The following is an 18,703-nucleotide window of genomic DNA, read 5'->3' as shown; positions in this document are numbered from 1 at the left end:
ATGACGTTGACAGAAGAGATCCGAGTGGCCGACGCCGCCGGGACGCGACAGGGATGGCGGGGCTGGGCGGCGCTCGCGGTGCTCATGCTGCCGGTGCTCCTGGTGTCGGTGGACAACACGGTGCTGAGCTTCGCGCTGCCCGAGATCGCACGCGACCTGACCCCGACGAGCGCGCAGCAGCTGTGGATCATTGATGTGTACCCGCTCGTTCTGGCGGGCCTGCTGGTGACGATGGGCTCGTTGGGAGACCGTCTCGGTCGCCGGCGCCTCCTGATGATCGGCGCGACCGGGTTTGCGGTCATCTCCGCGCTGGCGGCGTTCGCGCCCTCGCCGGAGCTCCTGATCGTCGCCCGCGCGGCGATGGGCTTCTTCGGGGCGATGCTCATGCCGTCGACGCTGTCGCTCCTGCGGAGCATCTTCACCGACCGGGACCAGCGCCGGCTCGCGATCGCGGTGTGGGCGTCGATGTTCTCGGCCGGTTCGGCCCTCGGCCCGATCATCGGCGGTGTGCTCCTCGAGCACTTCGCGTGGGGTTCCGTCTTCCTCCTCGCCGTGCCGGTCCTCGTTCCGCTCCTGGTGCTGGCGCCGATCCTCGTGCCCGAGAGCCGGGATCCGAAGCCGGGCAGGATCGATCCGCTGAGCATCGTCCTCAGCATGGCGACGATGGTTCCGATCGTCTACGCCATCAAGGAGTTCGCGGTCCACGGTCCAGGGGTGCTGCCGGTCGTGCTGGTCCTCGCTGGTCTGGCCTTCGGGTGGATGTTCGTGCGCCGTCAGCTGCGCTCCGACGCCCCCATGCTCGACATGCGGCTGTTCCGGCAGGGTGCGTTCACGGGCGCTCTGCTGGTGAACCTCCTCAGCGTCGTCGCCCTCGTCGGGTTCTTGTACTTCGTGACCCAGCATCTTCAGCTGATCGTCGGCCTCAGCCCGCTGAAGGCCGGTCTCGCCCTCGTGCCCGGGCTCGTGCTGATGATCGTCTCCGGCCTCGCCGTCGTGCCGATCTCGCGCCGTGTCTCTCCGCGAGCGGTGGTGCCCGTCGCGTTGGCGCTGTCGGTCGCCGCGTACGTGATGATCGCCCTGTCGACGGATGCCGCGGCCCTCGGCACGCTCATCGCCGCCTTCGGGCTCCTCGGTCTCGGCATCGGCGCCGCGGAGACGGTGTCGAACGAGCTGATCCTCGCGACCGCTCCGCCGGCCAAGGCGGGCGCCGCGAGCGCGGTGTCCGAGACGGCATACGAGCTCGGCGCGGTCTTGGGCACGGCTGTGCTCGGCGGCATCCTGACCGCCCTCTACCGCTCCGGCATCCGCCTTCCCGAGGGAGTGCCCGCCGGCGCTGCGGACGCCGCCCGCGAAACGCTGGGCGGCGCGGTGACGGTGGCGGAGGGCCTGCCGGCGGGGCTCGGCCGGCGCGTGCTGGATGCCGCGGCATCCGCCTTCGACTCCGGTGTCGGCGTGACGTCGATCATCGGCGCGGTCCTCGTCGTCGGCGCAGCCGTCATCGCGGCCACTACGCTGAAGGGAACCCGCACTCCGCGCGTCGACCACTGACGACACGCGGGTCCCCCCGACAACGAGGAGAGCGATGTCGCGCGTCGTGAAGCTGGCCATCATCCCCGGAGACGGCATCGGCCCCGAGGTCGTCGCAGAGGCCGAGAAGGTCCTCGACGCCGTCACCGAGGGGGCGGAGGTGGCGTTCGAGAAGACCCGGTTCTCACTGGGTGCCGTACGCTTCCTCGAGACCGGTGACACTCTCACCGACGATGACCTCGCAGCCATCGCGTCTCACGACGCGATCCTGCTCGGCGCCGTCGGCGGGATGCCGGGGGACCCCCGCTTGAAGGACGCGAACATCGAGCGGGGCCTGCTGTTGAAGCTGCGCTTCGCCCTGGACCACTACGTCAACCTCCGCCCGTCCGTGCTCTACCCGGGCGCCTCCGGGCCGCTCGCGAACCCCGGGGACATCGACTTCGTCGTCGTCCGCGAGGGCACTGAGGGTCCCTACGTCGGCAACGGCGGCTCCATCCGTACGGGGACCCCGCACGAGATCGCGAACGAGACGTCGGTCAACACGGCGTTCGGCATCGAACGGGTCGTCCGGTTCGCCTTCGCGCAGGCCGAGAAGCGTCGCAACAAGCTCACCCTCGTCCACAAGACGAACGTCCTCGTCCACGCCGGGGGAATGTGGAAGCGGATCGTCGACGAGGTGGCGCAGGAGCACCCCGACGTCGCCGTAGACTACCTGCACGTCGACGCGGCAACGATCTTCCTGGTCACGAACCCGGGCCGCTTCGATGTGATCGTCACCGACAACCTCTTCGGTGACATCCTGACCGACTTGGCCGGCGCCGTCACCGGAGGCATCGGCCTCGCCGCTTCGGGGAACATCAACCCCGACGGCGCGTTCCCGTCGATGTTCGAGCCCGTGCACGGTTCCGCGCCCGACATCGCCGGACAGCAGATCGCCGATCCCACCGCCGCGATCCTCTCCGTCGCCCTCCTGCTCGAGCACCTCGGGTTGAGCGACGAGGCGCAGCGCGTCACCCGCGCTGCGCGAGAGGACATCGAGGCGCGGGACGGCTCCGCCCGCACGACCGCGCAGGTCGGCGACGCCATCACCGCACGCCTCCGGGCGTAATCTGACTGGATGCGCGCCGCGCAGACGCCGCGCGAGGAACAGGAATGACATGACCCTCACCGACTCGACCGCAGCCCCCCTCACCTTCTCGGTGACGAAGAACCTGGCCGCCGTCTCGCCGTCCGCCCGCGAGGAGATCCTCGCGAACCCCGGCTTCGGCACGAACTTCACCGACCACATGGTCGACATCTGCTGGTCTGTGAAGGGCGGGTGGCATCGTCCGCGCGTCTCGCCCTACGGCCCCATTTCGCTCTCGCCAGCCGCGGCGGTGCTGCACTACGGCCAGGAGATCTTCGAGGGCATCAAGGCGTACCGCCACGTCGACGGCTCGATCCACACGTTCCGTCCTGAGGAGAACGCGGCGCGCCTGCAGCGGTCGGCTCGTCGGATGGCGCTTCCGGAGCTCCCCGAGGAGTACTTCCTGCAGTCACTCCGCGAGCTCATCGCCGTCGACGGCGCGTGGGTCCCCTCCGGCGAGGACCAGAGTCTCTACCTGCGCCCCTTCATGTTCGCGAAGGAGGCCTTCCTCGGCGTCCGCCCCGCGGAGAAGGTCGCGTACTACCTGATCGCGAGCCCCGCGGGCGCCTACTTCAAGGGGGGCGTGAACCCCGTGAAGATCTGGCTGAGCGAGGACTACGCGCGGGCCGGCAAGGGCGGCACAGGAGCAGCGAAGACCGGCGGCAACTACGCCGCGAGCCTTCTGCCGCAGTCCGAGGCCTACGAGAAGGGCTGCGACCAGGTCGTCTTCCTCGATGAGGACGGCAACGTCGAGGAGCTCGGCGGGATGAACGTCGTCTTCGTGATGAAGGACGGCACGCTCGTGACGCCCGAGTCCGAGTCGATCCTCGCCGGCATCACCCGCAACTCGATCCTGCAGCTCGCGGAGGACCGGGGGCATCGCGTCGAGCGCCGCCCCGTATCGCTCGCCGAGTGGCGCGACGGCGTGGCATCGGGAGACATCGTCGAGGTGTTCGCGTGCGGCACCGCGGCGGTGGTCACCCCCATCGGCGCACTGAAGGCCGCCGGATTCGAGGACGCGCAACCGACCGGCACGCTCGCGCTCGAACTGCGGCAGCACCTGACCGACATCCAATACGGTCGCGCCGAAGACGTGCACGGCTGGCTCACCCGGCTGGACGGCTGAGCCGTGCGCATCGTCCGCTACAGCCGCAACGAGGCCATCCGCTACGGGATCATCGACGAGAAAGAGGTCGTCGAGCTCACGGGGGACCCGCTTTTCGCCGGTTTCGAGACGACGGGCGAGCGCATCCCGCTCGCCGAGATCACCCTCCTCGCTCCGTCGATCCCGCGGTCGAAGATCGTCTGCGTCGGCAAGAACTACCGGGACCACGCCGCGGAGATGGGCGGCGAGGCGCCCGCCGAGCCGCTTCTGTTCCTGAAGCCGAACACCTCGGTCATCGGCCCCGATGACGCGATCGTGCGGCCGCCGCAGTCGCAGCGCACCGACTACGAGGGCGAACTCGCCGTCGTGATCGGCCGCGTCGCGAAGAACGTCCCGGCCGAGAAGGCCCTCGACTACGTCTTCGGGTACACGATCGGCAACGACATCACGGCCCGCGATCTGCAGCGCTCGGACGGACAGTGGTCGCGTGCCAAGGGGTTCGACACGTTCTGCCCCCTGGGACCGATCATCGAGACGGAGTTCGACCTGGAGGGCGGGGCGCGGATCGTCTCCCGCGTCAACGGAGAGGTCCGTCAGGACGGCCCCATCTCCGACATGGTCCATTCCGTGCCGGATATCATCGCCTACGCGTCCGCCGCCTTCACGCTTCTGCCGGGCGACGTGATCCTGACCGGCACGCCCGCGGGGATCGGTGAATTCCACGCCGGTGATGTGCTCGAAGTCGAGATCACGGGTCTCGGCATCCTGCGCAACACGGCGCGGAATGCCTGACGGGGGAGACCTCACCCTCTCGGCGGCCGACGTCGCCCGCATCCAGCGGCGGACGGTCGGCGTCCTCGCCACCGGGCAGGTCCTCGGCGGCGTCGCCTTCGGCTCGACGGTCTCGCTGGGGGCGCTGCTCGCGGCCGACCTGTCGGGCGAGGAGTCGCTGTCGGGGTTCGCGACGGCGTCCGTCACCCTCGGAGCCGCGCTCTGCGCGATCCCCCTCGCCCGACTCGCGTCGGCGCAGGGGCGCCGTCGCGCGCTGACCCTGGGGAACCTGCTGGCCCTCGTCGGGATCGCCGTGGTGATCACGTCGGCCGCCCTGCGGCTGTTCCCGCTCCTGCTCGTCGGTGTCATCCTCATCGGCGCCGGCAATGCGGGCAACCTGCAGTCGCGGTTCGCCGCGACCGATCTCTCGGGGCAGGGGCGTCGCGGACGGGACCTCGGCACCGTGGTGTGGGCGACGACCGTGGGCGGGGTCGTGGGGCCCCTGATGCTGACACCGGGCGAAGCGGTCGGCCAGTGGCTCGGGATGCCGCCGCTCACCGGCTCGTACGCCTTCTCGATCGTCGCGCAGACGCTCGCCCTGATCCTGTACCTCGTCGCCCTCCGGCCGGACCCGTTGAGGGTCGCGCAGCAGCTCGCGCGCACGAGGGACATCGGGGCGCAGCGAATCGTCGAGGTCGACCGTCCCATCGTCGCGAGATACGCGGTGTTCGCCGTGGCGGGGTCGCATGTGACGATGGCGTCCGTCATGGCGATGACGCCGGTGCATCTGTCCCACCTCGACCCCCGGAACGTGACGACGATCGTGGGCGTCACCATCGCGTCGCACGTGTTCGGCATGTATGGTCTCTCGCCGGTCTTCGGCATCCTGGCCGATCGGTGGGGGAGGCTGCAGACGATCCTGCTCGGGCAGGCGATCCTCGCCGCCTCGCTCGTCACGGCGGCGATCGCGCCGAACTCGCCCACAGCCGTGTTCATCGCGCTCCTGCTGCTCGGGCTCGGATGGAGCGCCGCGACCGTGGGCGGTGCGGCGCTGCTGACCGAGGCGACGCCGACCGAGCTCCGACCGCGCCGGCAGGGACGCAGCGACACGGCGATGACGCTGTCGGCGGCCATCGGGTCCGTGCTGGCCGGTGGCATCCTGAGTCTCATCGGGTACGGCGGGCTCGCGCTCGTCGCTCTCGCGGTCGTCGTCGCGATCACGGCCCTCTCGCCCTACGCCCGCCGCTGAGCTCGCGGGAGGGCGCGGGCCGCGGCCGTAGACTTGAGGGCGATGTCCACTGCACCGCACCCCCTCACCACGACCGCTTCCGGCTCGGACGTCCGCGTCCGCTTCTGCCCCTCGCCGACCGGCTTGCCGCACGTCGGCATGGTCCGCACCGCCCTGTTCAACTGGGCGTATGCGCGGCACACGGGCGGCAAGATGATCTTCCGCGTCGAGGACACCGACGCCGCCCGCGACAGCGAGGAGAGCTACCGTCAGCTCGTCGATGCACTCACGTGGCTCGAGATCGACTGGGACGAGGGCGTGGAGAAGGGCGGACCGCACGAGCCGTACCGGCAGTCTCAGCGCCACGACACCTACCGTGAGGTGCTCGACAAGCTGGTCGCCAGCGGAGCGGTCTACGAGTCCTACTCGACGGCCGAGGAGATCGACGCTCGGAACGTCGCGGCGGGTCGCGCGAAGCAGCTCGGGTACGACAACTACGACCGGACCCTCACCGACGAGCAGAAGGCCGCCTTCCGCGCCGAGGGGCGCGAGCCCGCGTGGCGCCTGCGCGTGCCCGACGAGGACGTCACCTACGTCGACCTCATCCGCGGCGAGGTCACCTTCCCCGCCGGGTCCTTCCCCGACTTCGTGGTCGTTCGCGCCGGCGGCATCCCGCTCTACACGTTCACCAACCCGGTCGACGACGCGCTCATGGGGATCACCCACGTCCTCCGCGGCGAGGACCTCATGCCGTCGACGGCGCGCCAGCTCGCGCTCTACGGCGCGCTGATCGACGCCGGGGTGACCGACTTCGTGCCGCGCTTCGCGCACATGCCGCTCGTGCTGGGCGAGGAGGGCACCAAGAAGCTCTCCAAGCGCGATCCGAAGGCCGACCTCTTCCTGCAGCGCGAGAAGGGCTTCATCCACGAGGGTCTGCTGAACTACCTGTCGCTCCTCGGCTGGTCTATCGCCGCCGACCGCGACGTCTTCACGCGTCAGGAGCTGATCGAGGCGTTCGACATCGTGAACGTCAACCCCAACCCGGCCCGCTTCGATCAGAAGAAGGCCGAGTCCATCAACGGAGACCACATCCGGATGCTGGAGCCCGCCGACTTCGCGTCGCGTCTGGTGCCCTACCTGGTCGGCGCCGGTGTCGTCAGCACGCCTCCCACCGACGCGCAGCGCGAGATGCTCGCGAAGGCCGCACCGCTCGTCCAGGAGCGCATGCAGATGCTCGGTGAGGCCCCCGGCTTGCTCGGCTTCCTCTTCCGCGACGTCGAGACCTACGACGAGGACGCCCTCAAGGGGCTGCCCGCGAACGCCGCCGAGGTCCTGGCCGCGTCCATCGACGCACTCGAAGGCGTGCCGGCCGACGCGTTCCGCGCCGACGCCATCCAGGCGGCCCTCGCGGGCTCGCTCATCGACGGACTGGGCCTGAAGCCGCGCGTCGCCTACGGGCCGGCCCGTGTCGCGCTCAGTGGCCGTCGCGTGTCCCCGCCGCTGTTCGAGTCGATGGAGCTTCTGGGCAAGGACGTGTCGATCGCGCGTCTCGAGAAGCTGCGGGCGACACGCGGCTGATGCCCCGGTTTGGCCGGGACCGCGCCGTGGGCTAAGCTTGACCCTCGGAACGGTTCCGGCCGGATCCAGTGGGGTATGGTGTAATTGGCAACACGGCGGTTTCTGGTTCCGTTGTTCTTGGTTCGAGTCCAGGTACCCCAGCAAGATAAAAAACCCCCGCTCCGGCGGGGGTTTTGCTTTTCCTGCGACACCTTTCGCCGTTGCGAGCGCAGGCGCAGAATGGTCCCATGGGACTCTTCACGCAACGACCCGAAGAACCGTCCGAATGGGGCGGTCTTCCGTCCGAGCCTCTCGAACCGACGAACCCGATCGATCGGCTGGGTGAGGGTCCGGCGGTCGGCGGGTGGACGCCCGATCTGCTGTCGCAGGCGCCCGTAACGGCCACCTGGATCGAGATCCCGGTCGACCCCGCGCCCGAGGCCGATGGCGGAGCCGACGGCGACTGACCTCAGCGCATCGCGTCGCCGATGTAGGAGTAGATGACGAAGACCTCCGACGCCCAGCCCGCCTCTTCGAGCACGCCCTGGATCGCGGAGAGCATGTACTTCGAATCCCACCCGAGGTACAGGTACTGACCCTCACCCAGCTGGTCCCACTGACCGTTCCACGCCATCGCGGGGTACACCGGACCACCCTGGCGTGCGCTGTAGTCGATGACGCTCTGACGTGAGTCTGCCCAGAGTCGGGCGAACACTCGGTTGAAGAGGTAGCGGACGTCCCGCACATCCCAGTGCTCGCCGCGGTACTCGACGTAATCGAACTCCCGTTGCCAGCCGCGCGGCCACCCGCGCCGCTTCTTGGCATCGAGGATCGGCGTCAGGTTGTCGTCGTCGATCCCCACGACGGCAGGCCGGCGCCAGGCATCCATGAAGCGGGCGGTCAGCTGTTCGGTGCGCGCCGCGATCTGCGCCGTCGACCATGCCTCGGCGCCCGCGACCTCACGGGTAAGCGGCACCGAGCTCGACTCGTACGCCGTGCGCTTGTGGGCGAATGACGCATCGAACACGCGGTCCGCGAGGTGCTCCTCGAGGAGGGTCAGGTTTCCGAAGGTGTTCACGAGCGCCCGGTGCGCGTTCTGCTCATCGTCGGTGAGAGCCGCCCACCGGCGGACCCCGTCCCCGCTCCAGTCATCGGCGGGAGCGGTGGGCAGGATGTGCTCGAGGACGAGGTCCGAATCGGGGCCGACTCCCGCGAGGCGCTCGAGGACGAAAGCCGGGTGCGGCAGCTCCCCGTAGCGGAGGCCGACCCGGGTCCGCTCATCGGACGGCGTGATGCGCGCGATCGCGAGGACGAGCGACTCCATGCCCTCGTCCGCGGCCCGGCAGAAGCGGGCGACGAGGCGGTCGATCGGCAGGCCGACGACCGTCCGACGCAGCAGGAGCGACTCGACGTGGGTGAGGGCCTGAGAGAGATCGGATGCCGACAGCTCGCCCCGCAGGTGATCGCGGTACAGACGCATCGCGATCGGGAACATGCCGCGACCGAGGACGTTGATCGCCCCGAAGTGGCGCGCGACGGCGGGATCCGTTGCTGCGGACGGTTCGAGCAGGAGCCGGTAGATCTCCGACAGCTCCCGCCACTGCGCCGCGTTCGCACGGAGGGTCTCGCGATCGAGGCGCGGGAATTCGTGCCGGAACGCGTCGTACACACCGCGCTCACCCTCGATCAGCACCTCGCGACCGGTCAGCATGACGAGGTAGTCCCGCCAGAACGCGCCGATCTGTTCACCGGTGTTCGCCTCGATCGGGAGCCAGTACTCGTTCTCGATCTCGCTCTGCTCGGCGTGCGACAGCCCCATGAGGACGTAATTGTGGATGAGCTCGTGATCACGGAGGGGCTCACCCGTCGAGTTGAGGCTCTCGAAGATCTGCTGGGCGTTGGCGCCTACGCCCAGGGTGATCGCCACATGTTCGAGCTTGCGCAGACCGCGCCAGATCCCCGCGGCCTCGTCGGGGCGGATCTGACTCCGGAAGAACGCGTAGTTGTCGTCGAAACGCGATGCGCGGTCGGCGTCTGCGGGGGAGCGGTGGTCAAGGACCACGCTCTCGAACACGTCCGCCCACGCCCGGTGCGGACGAAGCTTGGTCCGGAGGGGATCGTCGCGGCGAACGAGGACGGCTTCGAGCTCGGTCGCGAGAGCCGGATCGTCGTCGCGGAGCGTGTGGTGGAGTGCGGCGATGAGCAGCATCAGCGTGGTCACGCGCTGCTGTCCGTCGATGAGCACGAGGTGCGCGTCGTCATCAGCCGCCGTGCTCGCGGTGGAGAGGATCGACCCGATGAAGTGTGTCTGGCCGTCGTCGCTGGCGGCGACGGCGCGGATGTCGCCGAGCAGCTGCTCGCACCCTCCGATGTCCCACCGGTACTGCCGCTGGTACACCGGAACGACGATCGTCGTGTCCGAGGCCGAGAGCCAATCGATCGTGTTGACGGCGGTCGCATCGACGTTCGTGGCGCTGCTCATGTTCCTCGAATCGCTCCTCGAATTTTCCCGGTCGAGTCTACTGACGGTCTCAGAGGCGCTAGGTAGGCTGACCTAAGTCGGGCCTGTAAAAACTTCGCTCGTCCGACAGAAAGGTTGATCCGCATGGGTTACATCAAGAGTGCTCTGCTCGAGGAGACCGGCTACGTCGTCCTCGACATGTACGGCAAGGAAATCGATCCCAAGGAATGGCTCGACATCGAGTACGTCGACTGGAAGTCCTCCGGTGACACCCGATTCGCGCCGCTGGCGTCGGCCAAGGGCGAGATCGAGTGCAACGGCTTCTGGAACCACCAGCCGCCGCGCACCGACAAGGACGGCGTCTGGATCCCGTCCCAGACCGAGAAGGCGCCGACCCTCACCGAGCGCGCGCTCGAGCCCGGTTCGAACGTCGGACGTTGCCGCATCATCGAGCTGCAGCCCAACACGTACGCCGACGCTCTGTACAACCTGCACCAGGACGACAACAACCGCCTGAACCCCGATGGGACCGGCTGGGTCGTCCGCAGCTTCTTCAACCTCACCGATGACAAGGACAGCTTCTTCGTCCTGCGTGACAACCGCACCGACCCGAACGGCGAGACGCGCATCGCTCTGCCCGCCGGTGCGCAGCTCGTCATCGACACGCAGCGCCTCTGGCACGCCGCCTACCACCCGGGCGACGCTCCTCGCTACTGCCTCATCACGTCGTGGGAGTCCGGCCCCGAGCTCGACGCCTACATGGAGAAGTACAACGGCGTGAACACCGTCGAGAGTGTTCCGCTCGACCAGGAGACCATCGACGCCGGGCAGGCCGAGCAGGAGCGTCGCATCGCCGCTCGTGCCGCCGCACTCGCGGCGCGCGGTCAGCGCGAAGTCCTCGCCATGAGCGAGGCCTGACCCTCCGCATCACGCGACGACGCCCCCGGTCCTGGACCGGGGGCGTCGTTCGTTATCGCATTCTTGTTTCGTGTTGGTTTCTGTTGTAACGTGTGGAATTGTTCAAGGAGGACCACATGTACGCAACGGAGCGCCAGCAGCAGATCGAGCAGCTGATCGCCAGCGATGGCCGCGTCGCCGTCATGGACCTCGCCGACCGATTCAGCGTCACGACCGAGACCGTCCGCCGCGATCTCGCCGCCCTCGAACGGGCCGGCATCGTCCGACGGGTCCACGGGGGAGCGGTGCACCGTGCCCGTGCCAGCACTGCGGAGGCATCCGTCGCCGAGCGCGCCTCGCAACGCAGCGGTTCCAAGCAGGCCATCGCCCGCGCGGCGGTCGACCTCCTCGGCTCCGAACTCGACGGTGCCCTGTATCTCGATGCCGGGACCACGACCGGTGCCATCGCGCAACTCCTCGCCACCGGTCCCCATCCTGCCGGCGACCTCGAGGTCGTGACCCATTCGATGTCGGTCGCTCACACACTGGCCGGTGCCCACGGGATCGGGCTGACCGCGATCGGCGGGAGGGTCCGCGGGCTTACCGCCGCGGCCGTCGGCGCTCAGACCGTGGAGGCGATCGCCCGCCTGCGACCGGACATCGCCTTCATCGGCACGAACGGCGTCGCCGCGGGGTTCGGCCTCAGCACCCCCGATCCCGACGAAGCGGCCGTCAAGCGCGCGATCGTCGCATCCGCGCGTCGGATCGTCGTGGTCGCCGACGGCGACAAATTCGATGCGGAGCTCCTGGTCTCCTTCGCCTCGCTGTCGGACGTCGACGTGCTCCTGACCGATACGACGCCCGGAAGGGTCCTCGCGGAAGCTCTCCGCGAGGCCGATGTGGAGGTGCTCGTCGCATGATCGTCACGCTGACCACGAACCCCTCGCTCGATCGCACCATCTCGCTCGGCGAACCGCTGCGCGTCGGCGAGGTGCAGGCGGCCCTCGGTGCGCGCGAGGATGCGGGCGGGAAGGGCATCAACGTTGCGCGGGTCGTCGCGGCGGCATCCCGTCCCACTCTCGCGGTTCTGCCGCTCGATGCCGGCGACCCTTTCGCCGTCGCGTTGACGGCTACCGGCATCCCCGCCCGGGTCGTCCCGCACGACGGCGCCACCCGCGCCAACGTCACGATCGCCGACGAGGCGGGCACCACGACGAAGCTGAACCTTCCGGGTGCGGCGTTCACCGAAGCGGATGCCGCGGCCCTGACCGCCGCGGTCGTCACCGCCACGGAGGGCGCCTCCTGGCTCGTCCTCGCCGGCTCGCTCGCACCGGGACTCCCGGACGACTACTACGTCTCCGTCATCGAGGCCGTCCGTTCGACGTGGGGTGCTGCGGCTCCTCGCATCGCCGTCGACACCTCGGGGCCGGCGCTCGCGGCCGCCGTCGCCTCGGGCCGCCCGGATCTCATCAAGCCGAACGACGAGGAACTCGCCGAGCTCGCCGGGCGGGACCTCGACACCACGGTCGCCCTCGCCGACGCCGTCGCCGCGATCGCCGCGGACCTCGTGCCCGCACGGGTCGGCGCCGCACTCGTCACCCTCGGCGGTGACGGCGCGGTCCTCGTGACCGGCGACGGTTCCTGGCACGGCACGCCGCCCCCGACGCGGGTCCGGAGCACTGTCGGCGCGGGGGACAGCTCGCTCGCCGGGTATCTCCTTGCCGAGACGACCGGCGCCGCGCCCGAAGAGCGACTGCGCACCGGCATCCGTTACGGATCCGCCGCGGCCGCCCTGCCTGGAACCCAACCCCCGACCCCGAACGACCTGTCGACCGGCGAGGTGCCGGTCCGACGACTCCCGCAGCAGGAAAACCCGACCACTGGAGGTCACCGTGACTGAGATCATCACCGCGGAACTCGTCAGTATCGACGAGCCGCTGGGCGCGGACAAGCGCGCCGTCATCGACGCGCTTGCGCAGCGCGTCGCCGCGCAGGGGAGGGCCACCGACGGCGGCCGCCTCGCCGACGACGCGTGGGCGCGTGAGGAGAAGGACGAGACCGGGCTCCCGGGCGGCATCGCCATCCCGCACGCCAAGAGCGCCGCGGTGACGCAGGCGTCGCTCGCCTTCGCTCGCCTGAACCCCGGCGTCGACTTCGGTGCCGAGGACGGTGGGGCGGACCTGGTCTTCCTCATCGCCGCTCCCGACACTGCGGCCGAGGAGCACCTCGCGGTGCTGTCGAAGCTCGCGCGCAGCCTCATGCGCGATGACTTCACCGCGGGCCTTCGCGCCGCGTCGAGCGCCGACGAGGTCGTCGCCATCGTCCGCGACGCGATCTCCGACGCGCCCGCCGCCACAGAGGCGCCCACGTCCCGCGCCGAGGCGCGCGCGGCGGCGCCGTCCGCGCCCGCCGTCGACGACGAACTCCTCATCGACGGTCGGCCGGCACGCATCGTCGCGGTCACCGCGTGCGCCACCGGGATCGCCCACACCTTCATGGCCGCCGACGCACTTACCGCGACCGGCAAGAAGGACGGCGTCGACCTCACCGTCGAGCCGCAGGGATCGAGCGGCTACAAGGCGATCGACCAGCGCATCATCGATGAGGCGGACGCCGTCATCTTCGCCGTCGACGTGGACGTCCGCGAGCAGGCGCGGTTCGCCGGCAAGCCCGTCGTCCGCTCCGGTGTGAAGCGCGGTATCGAGCAGCCCGCGCAGATGGTCCGTGAGGCCGTCGCCGCGGCGAAGAACCCGAATGCGGCCCGCGTTCCCGGCTCCGCAGCAGCCTCCTCGGGGTCTGCGCCTGCGGCCCCGATGTCCGTCGGCGCGAAGATCCAACGAATTCTGCTCACGGGCGTCAGCTACATGATCCCCTTCGTTGCGGGTGGTGGCCTTCTCATCGCGATCGGGTTCGCGCTCGGCGGGTACAAGGTCACTGACAACGCGGCGAAGGTCATCATCGCCAACTCGCTCTGGAACCTGCCGACCGAGAACATCACGTCGCAGTTCGGTCCCCTCGGCCAATACCTCGGGTCCGTCGCGTTCATGATGGGGTCCACATCGATGGGCTTCCTCGTGGCCGCTCTCGCGGGCTACATCGCCTATGCGATCGCCGACCGCCCGGGCATCGCACCGGGCTTCGTCGCCGGAGCGATCGCGGTGACCATGAATGCCGGCTTCCTCGGTGGCATCGTCGGCGGATTCCTCGCCGGCGGCGTGGCCTACGCGCTCGGTCGCCTCAACGCTCCGCGCTGGCTGCGGGGCCTGATGCCGGTGGTCATCGTGCCGTTGATCGGCTCCATCGTCGCCTCTGGGCTTCTCATTCTGTTCCTGGGGCGCCCCATCGCCACCCTGATGGCATGGCTCACAGACGGGCTGACAGGCCTCACTGAGAGCGGCGCCGGCCTGATCCTGGTCGGCGTCATCCTCGGGCTCATGATGTGCTTCGACCTCGGTGGGCCCGTCAACAAGGTCGCCTATGTGTTCGCCACCACGGGGCTCGCTGCAGCGTCGACCTCGAACCCCGCCCCGTATCTGATCATGGCTGCCGTGATGTGCGCCGGCATGGTCCCGCCGCTGGCGCTTGCACTGGCATCGACCGTCCTCGCTCGACCTCTCTTCACTCCCGTGGAGCGAGAGAACGGCAAAGCGGCGTGGCTGCTGGGTGCTGCCTTCATCTCCGAAGGTGCGATCCCGTTCGCGGCAGCGGACCCGTTGCGTGTCATTCCTGCATCCATGGCTGGAGGTGCGGTCACCGGCGCGTTGAGCATGTGGTTCGGTGTGACCAGCCTGGCCCCTCACGGTGGCATTTTCGTCCTGTTCGCCATCGATCCCATCTGGGGTTTCGTGGTGGCGCTCGTCGCGGGTACGGTCGTTTCTGCGCTTCTGCTCGTCGTGCTCAAGAGATACGTCGGAAAGCGGAAGCCCGTAGAGGTCGACGCGGCTGAGGCCGTGCCGGTCGCCGCTTAACTCGGAGGAAGAACCACCATGGCCGAACGGACCGCAACCGTCGCGAGCAGCTCTGGACTGCACGCCCGCCCCGCAAAGCTCTTCGTGCAGGCGGTCAAGGAGACGGGTGTGCCCGTCACGATCGCCGTGCCCGGCGGTCCCGACCAGAACGCCGGCAGCATCCTCACCCTCATGGGTCTGGGCGCGACGCAGGGCACTGTCGTGACGCTCAAGGCCGAGGGCGAGGGCGCCGACGAGGCGCTCGACAAGCTCGTCGCCTTCATCGAGACGGACCACGACGCCGAGTGAGTCTCGACCCCCACGAATGACGGATGCCGCGGAGCGAAAGCCCCGCGGCATCCGTCATTCTGTCGTGTCCGATCAGAGGTCGGCCGACTCTCCCGGTTCGAGTTCGAGGAACTCGCCGCCGTTCTGCTCGGTCGCCCACTTGAGGCGGTCGCGGTGCATCGCGAGCCCGGCGCGCGACAGCGTCATGTCGTGGGTGCCGAACGCGCGGCGGGGCTTCACGGCGAGGACGTAGTCGATCGCCTCGCCGATCTTCAGCCAGGGCGCTCCGACGGGCGCGGCGAGAAGCCCGACGTCGACGCCCTCGGGGACGGCGTACGAGTCGCCGGGGTAGTAGAACTCGTCATTGACGAGGACGCCGAGGTTGTCGATGACCGGGATCGATTCATGGATCACGGAGTGCGTCCCGCCGAAGAACCGCAGCCGGAACGGACCGATCTCGACCTCGTCCCCGACTGCCACCGTCGTGACGTCGTAGTCGGATGCCGCGGCCGCCACCCCAGCCGGCCCGAACACCGGCACCGTGGGCGCCTGCGATCGGATCGCGTCGAGCTGGGCGGGAGTCCAGTGGTCGGGGTGCTCGTGGGTGAGGACGACACCGACCAGGTTGCCCAGATCGTCGAGGGGGAGGGTGAACGAACCCGGATCGATGAGAAGGGTCTTCCCCTCGCTGTCGAGGCGGAGGCAGGCATGTTCGTGCTTCGTAACGCGCATGCATCCAGTCAACTCAGGACGCGCGGTCATTGGCAAGGGCGCGCCGATTTTGCACGACTGTGAACGTCGTGCATAATTGAACGGTTGCCTCCGCAGGGAGGGAACGAAAAAGTACGGCCCCATCGTATAGCGGCCTAGTACGCCGCCCTCTCACGGCGGTAACGCGGGTTCGAATCCCGCTGGGGTCACACAGATGACGAAACCCCCGACCATCAGGTCGGGGGTTTCGTCGTTGCGGCGCTGCGTCACGACTCTTCGGTCGTGGCCCTCGCGCGCCGGTTCCGTCGTGCGCGCCGTGCCGCGCGCACGATGACGATGACGACGGCGGCGACCGCGAGCCAGGGGAGGAGGAATCCCAGCCCAATCACGACGCCGTTGAGGGTCACGAGGAGGGCGTTCCACCCGGTGGCGAGACCGTCACCGAAACCTTCCGGTTCGGCGGCCACCGACTGGCCGGGTCGAGAGATCGTGATCGTCGCGCTCGACAGCGCGACGTCGTCCGAGAAAGCCTTCTCCTGGGCCCGCAGCGAATCGAGCTCGGCCTGACGTCGCGCCAGGGCGTCCTCAGCCGCGAGGACGTCCGCCGTGGTCGCGGCCTCCGAGATCAGTACCCGAAGGCGCTCCGCGGACGTCTCGAGCGACGCGATCCGGGCGCGCAGATCCGTCGTCTCGGCGGTGACGTCATCCCGCGAGATGTCGGTCGCGCCGACGGCGCCGAGCTCGTCGAGGTCGCGAAGGAACTCCGCGAGGTCCGACGCCGGGACGCGCACCGTGACGCGGGCGTCGTCTGATCCCGTCGTGCCTCCCGTCGTCACGTTGCTGACGTTCAGGGATTCCACGTAGCCCCCGGATGCCTGAGCCCTCGTCGCGATCTCATCTGTGGCGTCGGCGGGGTCCTCGGCCTCGAGGCGGGCTTCGGCACGAGCGATCACGGCTCTCTCGCCGACGGAGGTCGTCGCTGCGCCGGAATCCTCGACGTCCTGGCTCCCGCCGTTCACCTGCGTGCCGCCGCTCATCTCGCCGCCCCCGTCATCGGGGCGTGTCATCGACTCCTCGGAGGCGGCACCGTCCGCCAGGGACCCGGCAGAGCCGGTGCCGACCCCGTTCGCGAGGACAGGACCGATGAAGCCGGCGACCACGATGACGGCCGCCGCCGCTCCGGCGTATGCCCACCCGCGCCGACGCCGACGGCCCGTGGCTTTCTGAGCCGGGCGCGTGGTTTCCGCGATCTCGGCGAACAGCGCGCGCTCGATCTCGTCCTGCCGGGTCCGGGTGAGGGTGGGAAGGGCGATGTCGTCCGGAGTCATGATCCCTCCGTTCCCAGGGCGGTCCGCAACCGGGTACGGACCCGCGAGAGGCGGTTGCGGACGACGGCGTGCGAGATGCCCAACTCATCGGCCGCAGCGGCGTAGGCGTACCCCTCCGTGGCGCAGAGCCGGAAGATCTGCTGATCGAGGGCCGAGAGCGTTCCGAGCTCGGCGACGACGCGCTCGGCGAGCGCGGAACCGATGACCTGATCCTCGACGTCGACGGTCGCGGGGATCGTCTCGTCCGCCGCGGCGTCGGTGTTCACGCGGTCGCGCCGCTGCCGCCGCATCCTGTTCGCGCTTTGGAACCGGCAGATCGTGACGAGCCAGGGCAGAAGCGAGTCGCTGACGAGATCGAGCGTCGGCAGGCGCCGCCACGCGACCAGGAAGGTCTCCTGCATGACGTCCTCCGCATCCGATGTGTCGCCGAGGAGGCCGTGGGCGAGCCAATAGACCGGCCGCGCGTACGCGCGATAGAGCTCGCGGAAGGCCTGCTGGTCGCCGCTCGCGGCGGCTGCCACCAGGTCCGCGTCACTCTTCGCGAGCGGGTCGGCCATGGCATCCTCGTTCGTTCTGTCGCTGGGGGAGTGTCGCCACTTCGGGGATCGTCTCAGACATCTCGAAAGGTACTCTTAGGGTCGCCCCCGCATGAAAGGCCCCCATGGAGCTCCCCCTCTGGTTCGAGGTCGGCTCGCTCGTTGGTCTGACGCTCATCCTCGTCGCCGACCTGCTGTTGATCATCAAGCGCCCGCACGTCCCGTCGACGAAGGAATCCACCCTCTGGGTCGTGTTCTACGTCGCGCTCGCCCTGCTGTTCGCGCTGCTGATGCTCGTCGTCACGAACGGGGAGTACGCGGGGCAGTTCGTCGCGGGATGGCTGACCGAGTACAGCCTCTCCATCGACAACCTGTTCGTGTTCGTCCTGATCATGAGCCAGTTCTCGGTGCCGCGCGCCGCGCAGCAGAAGGTGCTGATGGTGGGCATCATCATCGCGCTGATCCTCCGAGGCATCTTCATCCTCCTCGGCGCGGCCATCATCGAGCAGTTCAGCTGGGTCTTCTACATCTTCGGCGCCTTCCTCATCTACACCGCTTGGAAGCAGGCTTTCGACGGTGACGACGACGAGGACGAGGAGAAGAAGGAGAGCTTCCTGGTCCGCCTGCTCCGTCGCCGCATGAAGGTCAGCGAGGAGTACGACGGCGCGAAGGTGCGCACCGTCATCGACGGCAAGAAGGTCTTCACTCCGATGATCATCGTGTTCGCGGCACTCGGCATGACCGACCTGCTGTTCGCGATCGACTCGATCCCGGCGATCTTCGGCATCACGCAGAGCGCCTTCATCGTCTTCACGGCGAACATCTTCGCGCTCATGGGGCTCCGCCAGCTCTACTTCCTGCTCGGAGGGCTGCTGGACCGACTCAAGTACCTCCACTTCGGCATCGCGTTCATCCTCGCCTTCATCGGCGTGAAGCTCGTCCTCCACGCCCTGCACGAGAACGAGCTGCCCTTCATCAACGGCGGCGAGCACGTCGAATGGGCGCCCGAGATCTCGACGTGGGTGTCGCTCGGCGTCATCGTCGGGTCGATGGCCGTCGCGACGGTCGCCAGCCTCGTCGCCGCGCGCCGCGAGGGACTGCGGGAGCCCGTGCCAGCGACGGGTCCCACGCCGGTCCGCCATGCGGAGGACGTCGCCGAAGAGCAGGGCACTCCCCGCACCGTCGACCCGCACCCGTCGGACGGCAACACGTCGCGCTGAG

17 protein-coding genes and 2 tRNA genes are annotated in these 18,703 nt (G+C 69.0%); 15 read left to right on the top strand and 4 right to left on the bottom strand.

Annotated elements, in window-relative coordinates; genetic code table 11:
- The 8 genes from ABCU91_RS10245 to ABCU91_RS10210 all read left to right on the top strand — a co-directional run bounded on the left by ABCU91_RS10245 (nucleotide 1) and on the right by ABCU91_RS10210 (nucleotide 7,781).
- Nucleotides 1-1,548, top strand: coding sequence for an MFS transporter (locus ABCU91_RS10245; RefSeq protein ID WP_413353592.1), 1,548 nt, complete (start codon nucleotides 1-3; stop codon nucleotides 1,546-1,548).
- A 34-nt stretch (nucleotides 1,549-1,582) separates the two neighbouring features.
- On the top strand, nucleotides 1,583-2,635 hold the full coding sequence (locus tag ABCU91_RS10240; protein ID WP_413353591.1) for a 3-isopropylmalate dehydrogenase: 1,053 nt from the start codon (nucleotides 1,583-1,585) through the stop codon (nucleotides 2,633-2,635).
- Between the two features lie 49 nt (nucleotides 2,636-2,684).
- Nucleotides 2,685-3,779 carry a branched-chain amino acid aminotransferase gene (locus ABCU91_RS10235; protein ID WP_413353590.1) on the top strand — a complete coding sequence of 365 codons (1,095 nt, stop codon included), beginning with the start codon at nucleotides 2,685-2,687 and terminating at the stop codon, nucleotides 3,777-3,779.
- Nucleotides 3,780-3,782: 3 nt separating this feature from the next.
- On the top strand, nucleotides 3,783-4,550 hold the full coding sequence (locus tag ABCU91_RS10230; RefSeq protein WP_413353589.1) for a fumarylacetoacetate hydrolase family protein: 768 nt from the start codon (nucleotides 3,783-3,785) through the stop codon (nucleotides 4,548-4,550).
- Entirely contained in the window at nucleotides 4,543-5,778 is a 1,236-nt protein-coding gene (locus tag ABCU91_RS10225) for an MFS transporter (protein ID WP_413353588.1), read from the top strand. The genes ABCU91_RS10230 and ABCU91_RS10225 overlap by 8 nt, the downstream gene beginning before the upstream one ends.
- Nucleotides 5,779-5,820: 42 nt before the next feature.
- Nucleotides 5,821-7,335 (top strand): glutamate--tRNA ligase, encoded by a 1,515-nt coding sequence (gene gltX, locus ABCU91_RS10220; protein ID WP_413353587.1) that lies wholly within the window; start codon nucleotides 5,821-5,823, stop codon nucleotides 7,333-7,335.
- 69 nt (nucleotides 7,336-7,404) lie between these two features.
- Nucleotides 7,405-7,476: transfer RNA gene (locus ABCU91_RS10215), tRNA-Gln, on the top strand.
- 86 nt (nucleotides 7,477-7,562) lie between these two features.
- A complete protein-coding gene (locus ABCU91_RS10210) occupies nucleotides 7,563-7,781 on the top strand; it encodes a hypothetical protein (RefSeq protein WP_406924126.1) in 219 nt (72 codons plus the stop codon).
- Between the two features lie 2 nt (nucleotides 7,782-7,783).
- Here the strand turns inward: ABCU91_RS10210 and ABCU91_RS10205 are convergent, their stop codons facing one another.
- Nucleotides 7,784-9,796: a DUF262 domain-containing protein gene (locus ABCU91_RS10205; protein ID WP_413353586.1), complete on the bottom strand. Its 2,013-nt coding sequence runs from the start codon at nucleotides 9,794-9,796 to the stop codon at nucleotides 7,784-7,786.
- 123 nt (nucleotides 9,797-9,919) lie between these two features.
- Here ABCU91_RS10205 and ABCU91_RS10200 point away from each other — a divergent pair, with 123 nt between their 5' ends.
- The 5 genes from ABCU91_RS10200 (at nucleotide 9,920) to ABCU91_RS10180 (ending at nucleotide 14,928) form a co-directional block, all read left to right on the top strand.
- Nucleotides 9,920-10,693 (top strand): hypothetical protein, encoded by a 774-nt coding sequence (locus tag ABCU91_RS10200; RefSeq protein WP_065570413.1) that lies wholly within the window; start codon nucleotides 9,920-9,922, stop codon nucleotides 10,691-10,693.
- Between the two features lie 116 nt (nucleotides 10,694-10,809).
- On the top strand, nucleotides 10,810-11,592 hold the full coding sequence (locus ABCU91_RS10195) for a DeoR/GlpR family DNA-binding transcription regulator (RefSeq protein WP_413353585.1): 783 nt from the start codon (nucleotides 10,810-10,812) through the stop codon (nucleotides 11,590-11,592).
- Nucleotides 11,589-12,572 (top strand): 1-phosphofructokinase family hexose kinase, encoded by a 984-nt coding sequence (locus ABCU91_RS10190; RefSeq protein ID WP_413353584.1) that lies wholly within the window; start codon nucleotides 11,589-11,591, stop codon nucleotides 12,570-12,572. Before ABCU91_RS10195 ends, ABCU91_RS10190 begins: the two co-directional genes overlap by 4 nt.
- Complete coding sequence (locus ABCU91_RS10185) at nucleotides 12,565-14,640, top strand: fructose-specific PTS transporter subunit EIIC (RefSeq protein ID WP_413353583.1); 2,076 nt, start codon at nucleotides 12,565-12,567, stop codon at nucleotides 14,638-14,640. The genes ABCU91_RS10190 and ABCU91_RS10185 overlap by 8 nt, the downstream gene beginning before the upstream one ends.
- A gap of 18 nt (nucleotides 14,641-14,658) precedes the next feature.
- Entirely contained in the window at nucleotides 14,659-14,928 is a 270-nt protein-coding gene (locus ABCU91_RS10180; RefSeq protein WP_018188079.1) for an HPr family phosphocarrier protein, read from the top strand.
- Between the two features lie 72 nt (nucleotides 14,929-15,000).
- Here the strand turns inward: ABCU91_RS10180 and ABCU91_RS10175 are convergent, their stop codons facing one another.
- Complete coding sequence (locus ABCU91_RS10175; protein ID WP_406924132.1) at nucleotides 15,001-15,639, bottom strand: MBL fold metallo-hydrolase; 639 nt, start codon at nucleotides 15,637-15,639, stop codon at nucleotides 15,001-15,003.
- Nucleotides 15,640-15,754: 115 nt separating this feature from the next.
- Here ABCU91_RS10175 and ABCU91_RS10170 point away from each other — a divergent pair.
- A tRNA-Glu gene (locus tag ABCU91_RS10170) sits at nucleotides 15,755-15,827 on the top strand.
- A gap of 57 nt (nucleotides 15,828-15,884) precedes the next feature.
- On the opposite strand, the gene ABCU91_RS10165 is transcribed toward ABCU91_RS10170, so the two are convergent.
- Nucleotides 15,885-16,946, bottom strand: a complete 1,062-nt coding sequence (locus ABCU91_RS10165) for a DUF4349 domain-containing protein (RefSeq protein WP_413353582.1) — start codon at nucleotides 16,944-16,946, stop codon at nucleotides 15,885-15,887.
- Nucleotides 16,943-17,503: an RNA polymerase sigma factor gene (locus ABCU91_RS10160; RefSeq protein WP_413353581.1), complete on the bottom strand. Its 561-nt coding sequence runs from the start codon at nucleotides 17,501-17,503 to the stop codon at nucleotides 16,943-16,945. The genes ABCU91_RS10165 and ABCU91_RS10160 overlap by 4 nt, the downstream gene beginning before the upstream one ends.
- Before the next feature lie 104 nt (nucleotides 17,504-17,607).
- Between ABCU91_RS10160 and ABCU91_RS10155 the strand changes: the two genes are divergently transcribed.
- Nucleotides 17,608-18,702, top strand: a complete 1,095-nt coding sequence (locus tag ABCU91_RS10155; RefSeq protein WP_413353580.1) for a TerC family protein — start codon at nucleotides 17,608-17,610, stop codon at nucleotides 18,700-18,702.
- Nucleotide 18,703 lies beyond the last annotated feature (1 nt).

It is taken from the genome of Microbacterium phoenicis (genome assembly GCF_047302325.1).
Classification (GTDB): domain Bacteria; phylum Actinomycetota; class Actinomycetes; order Actinomycetales; family Microbacteriaceae; genus Microbacterium.
This window is presented reverse-complemented; position numbering and strand designations above follow the sequence as displayed.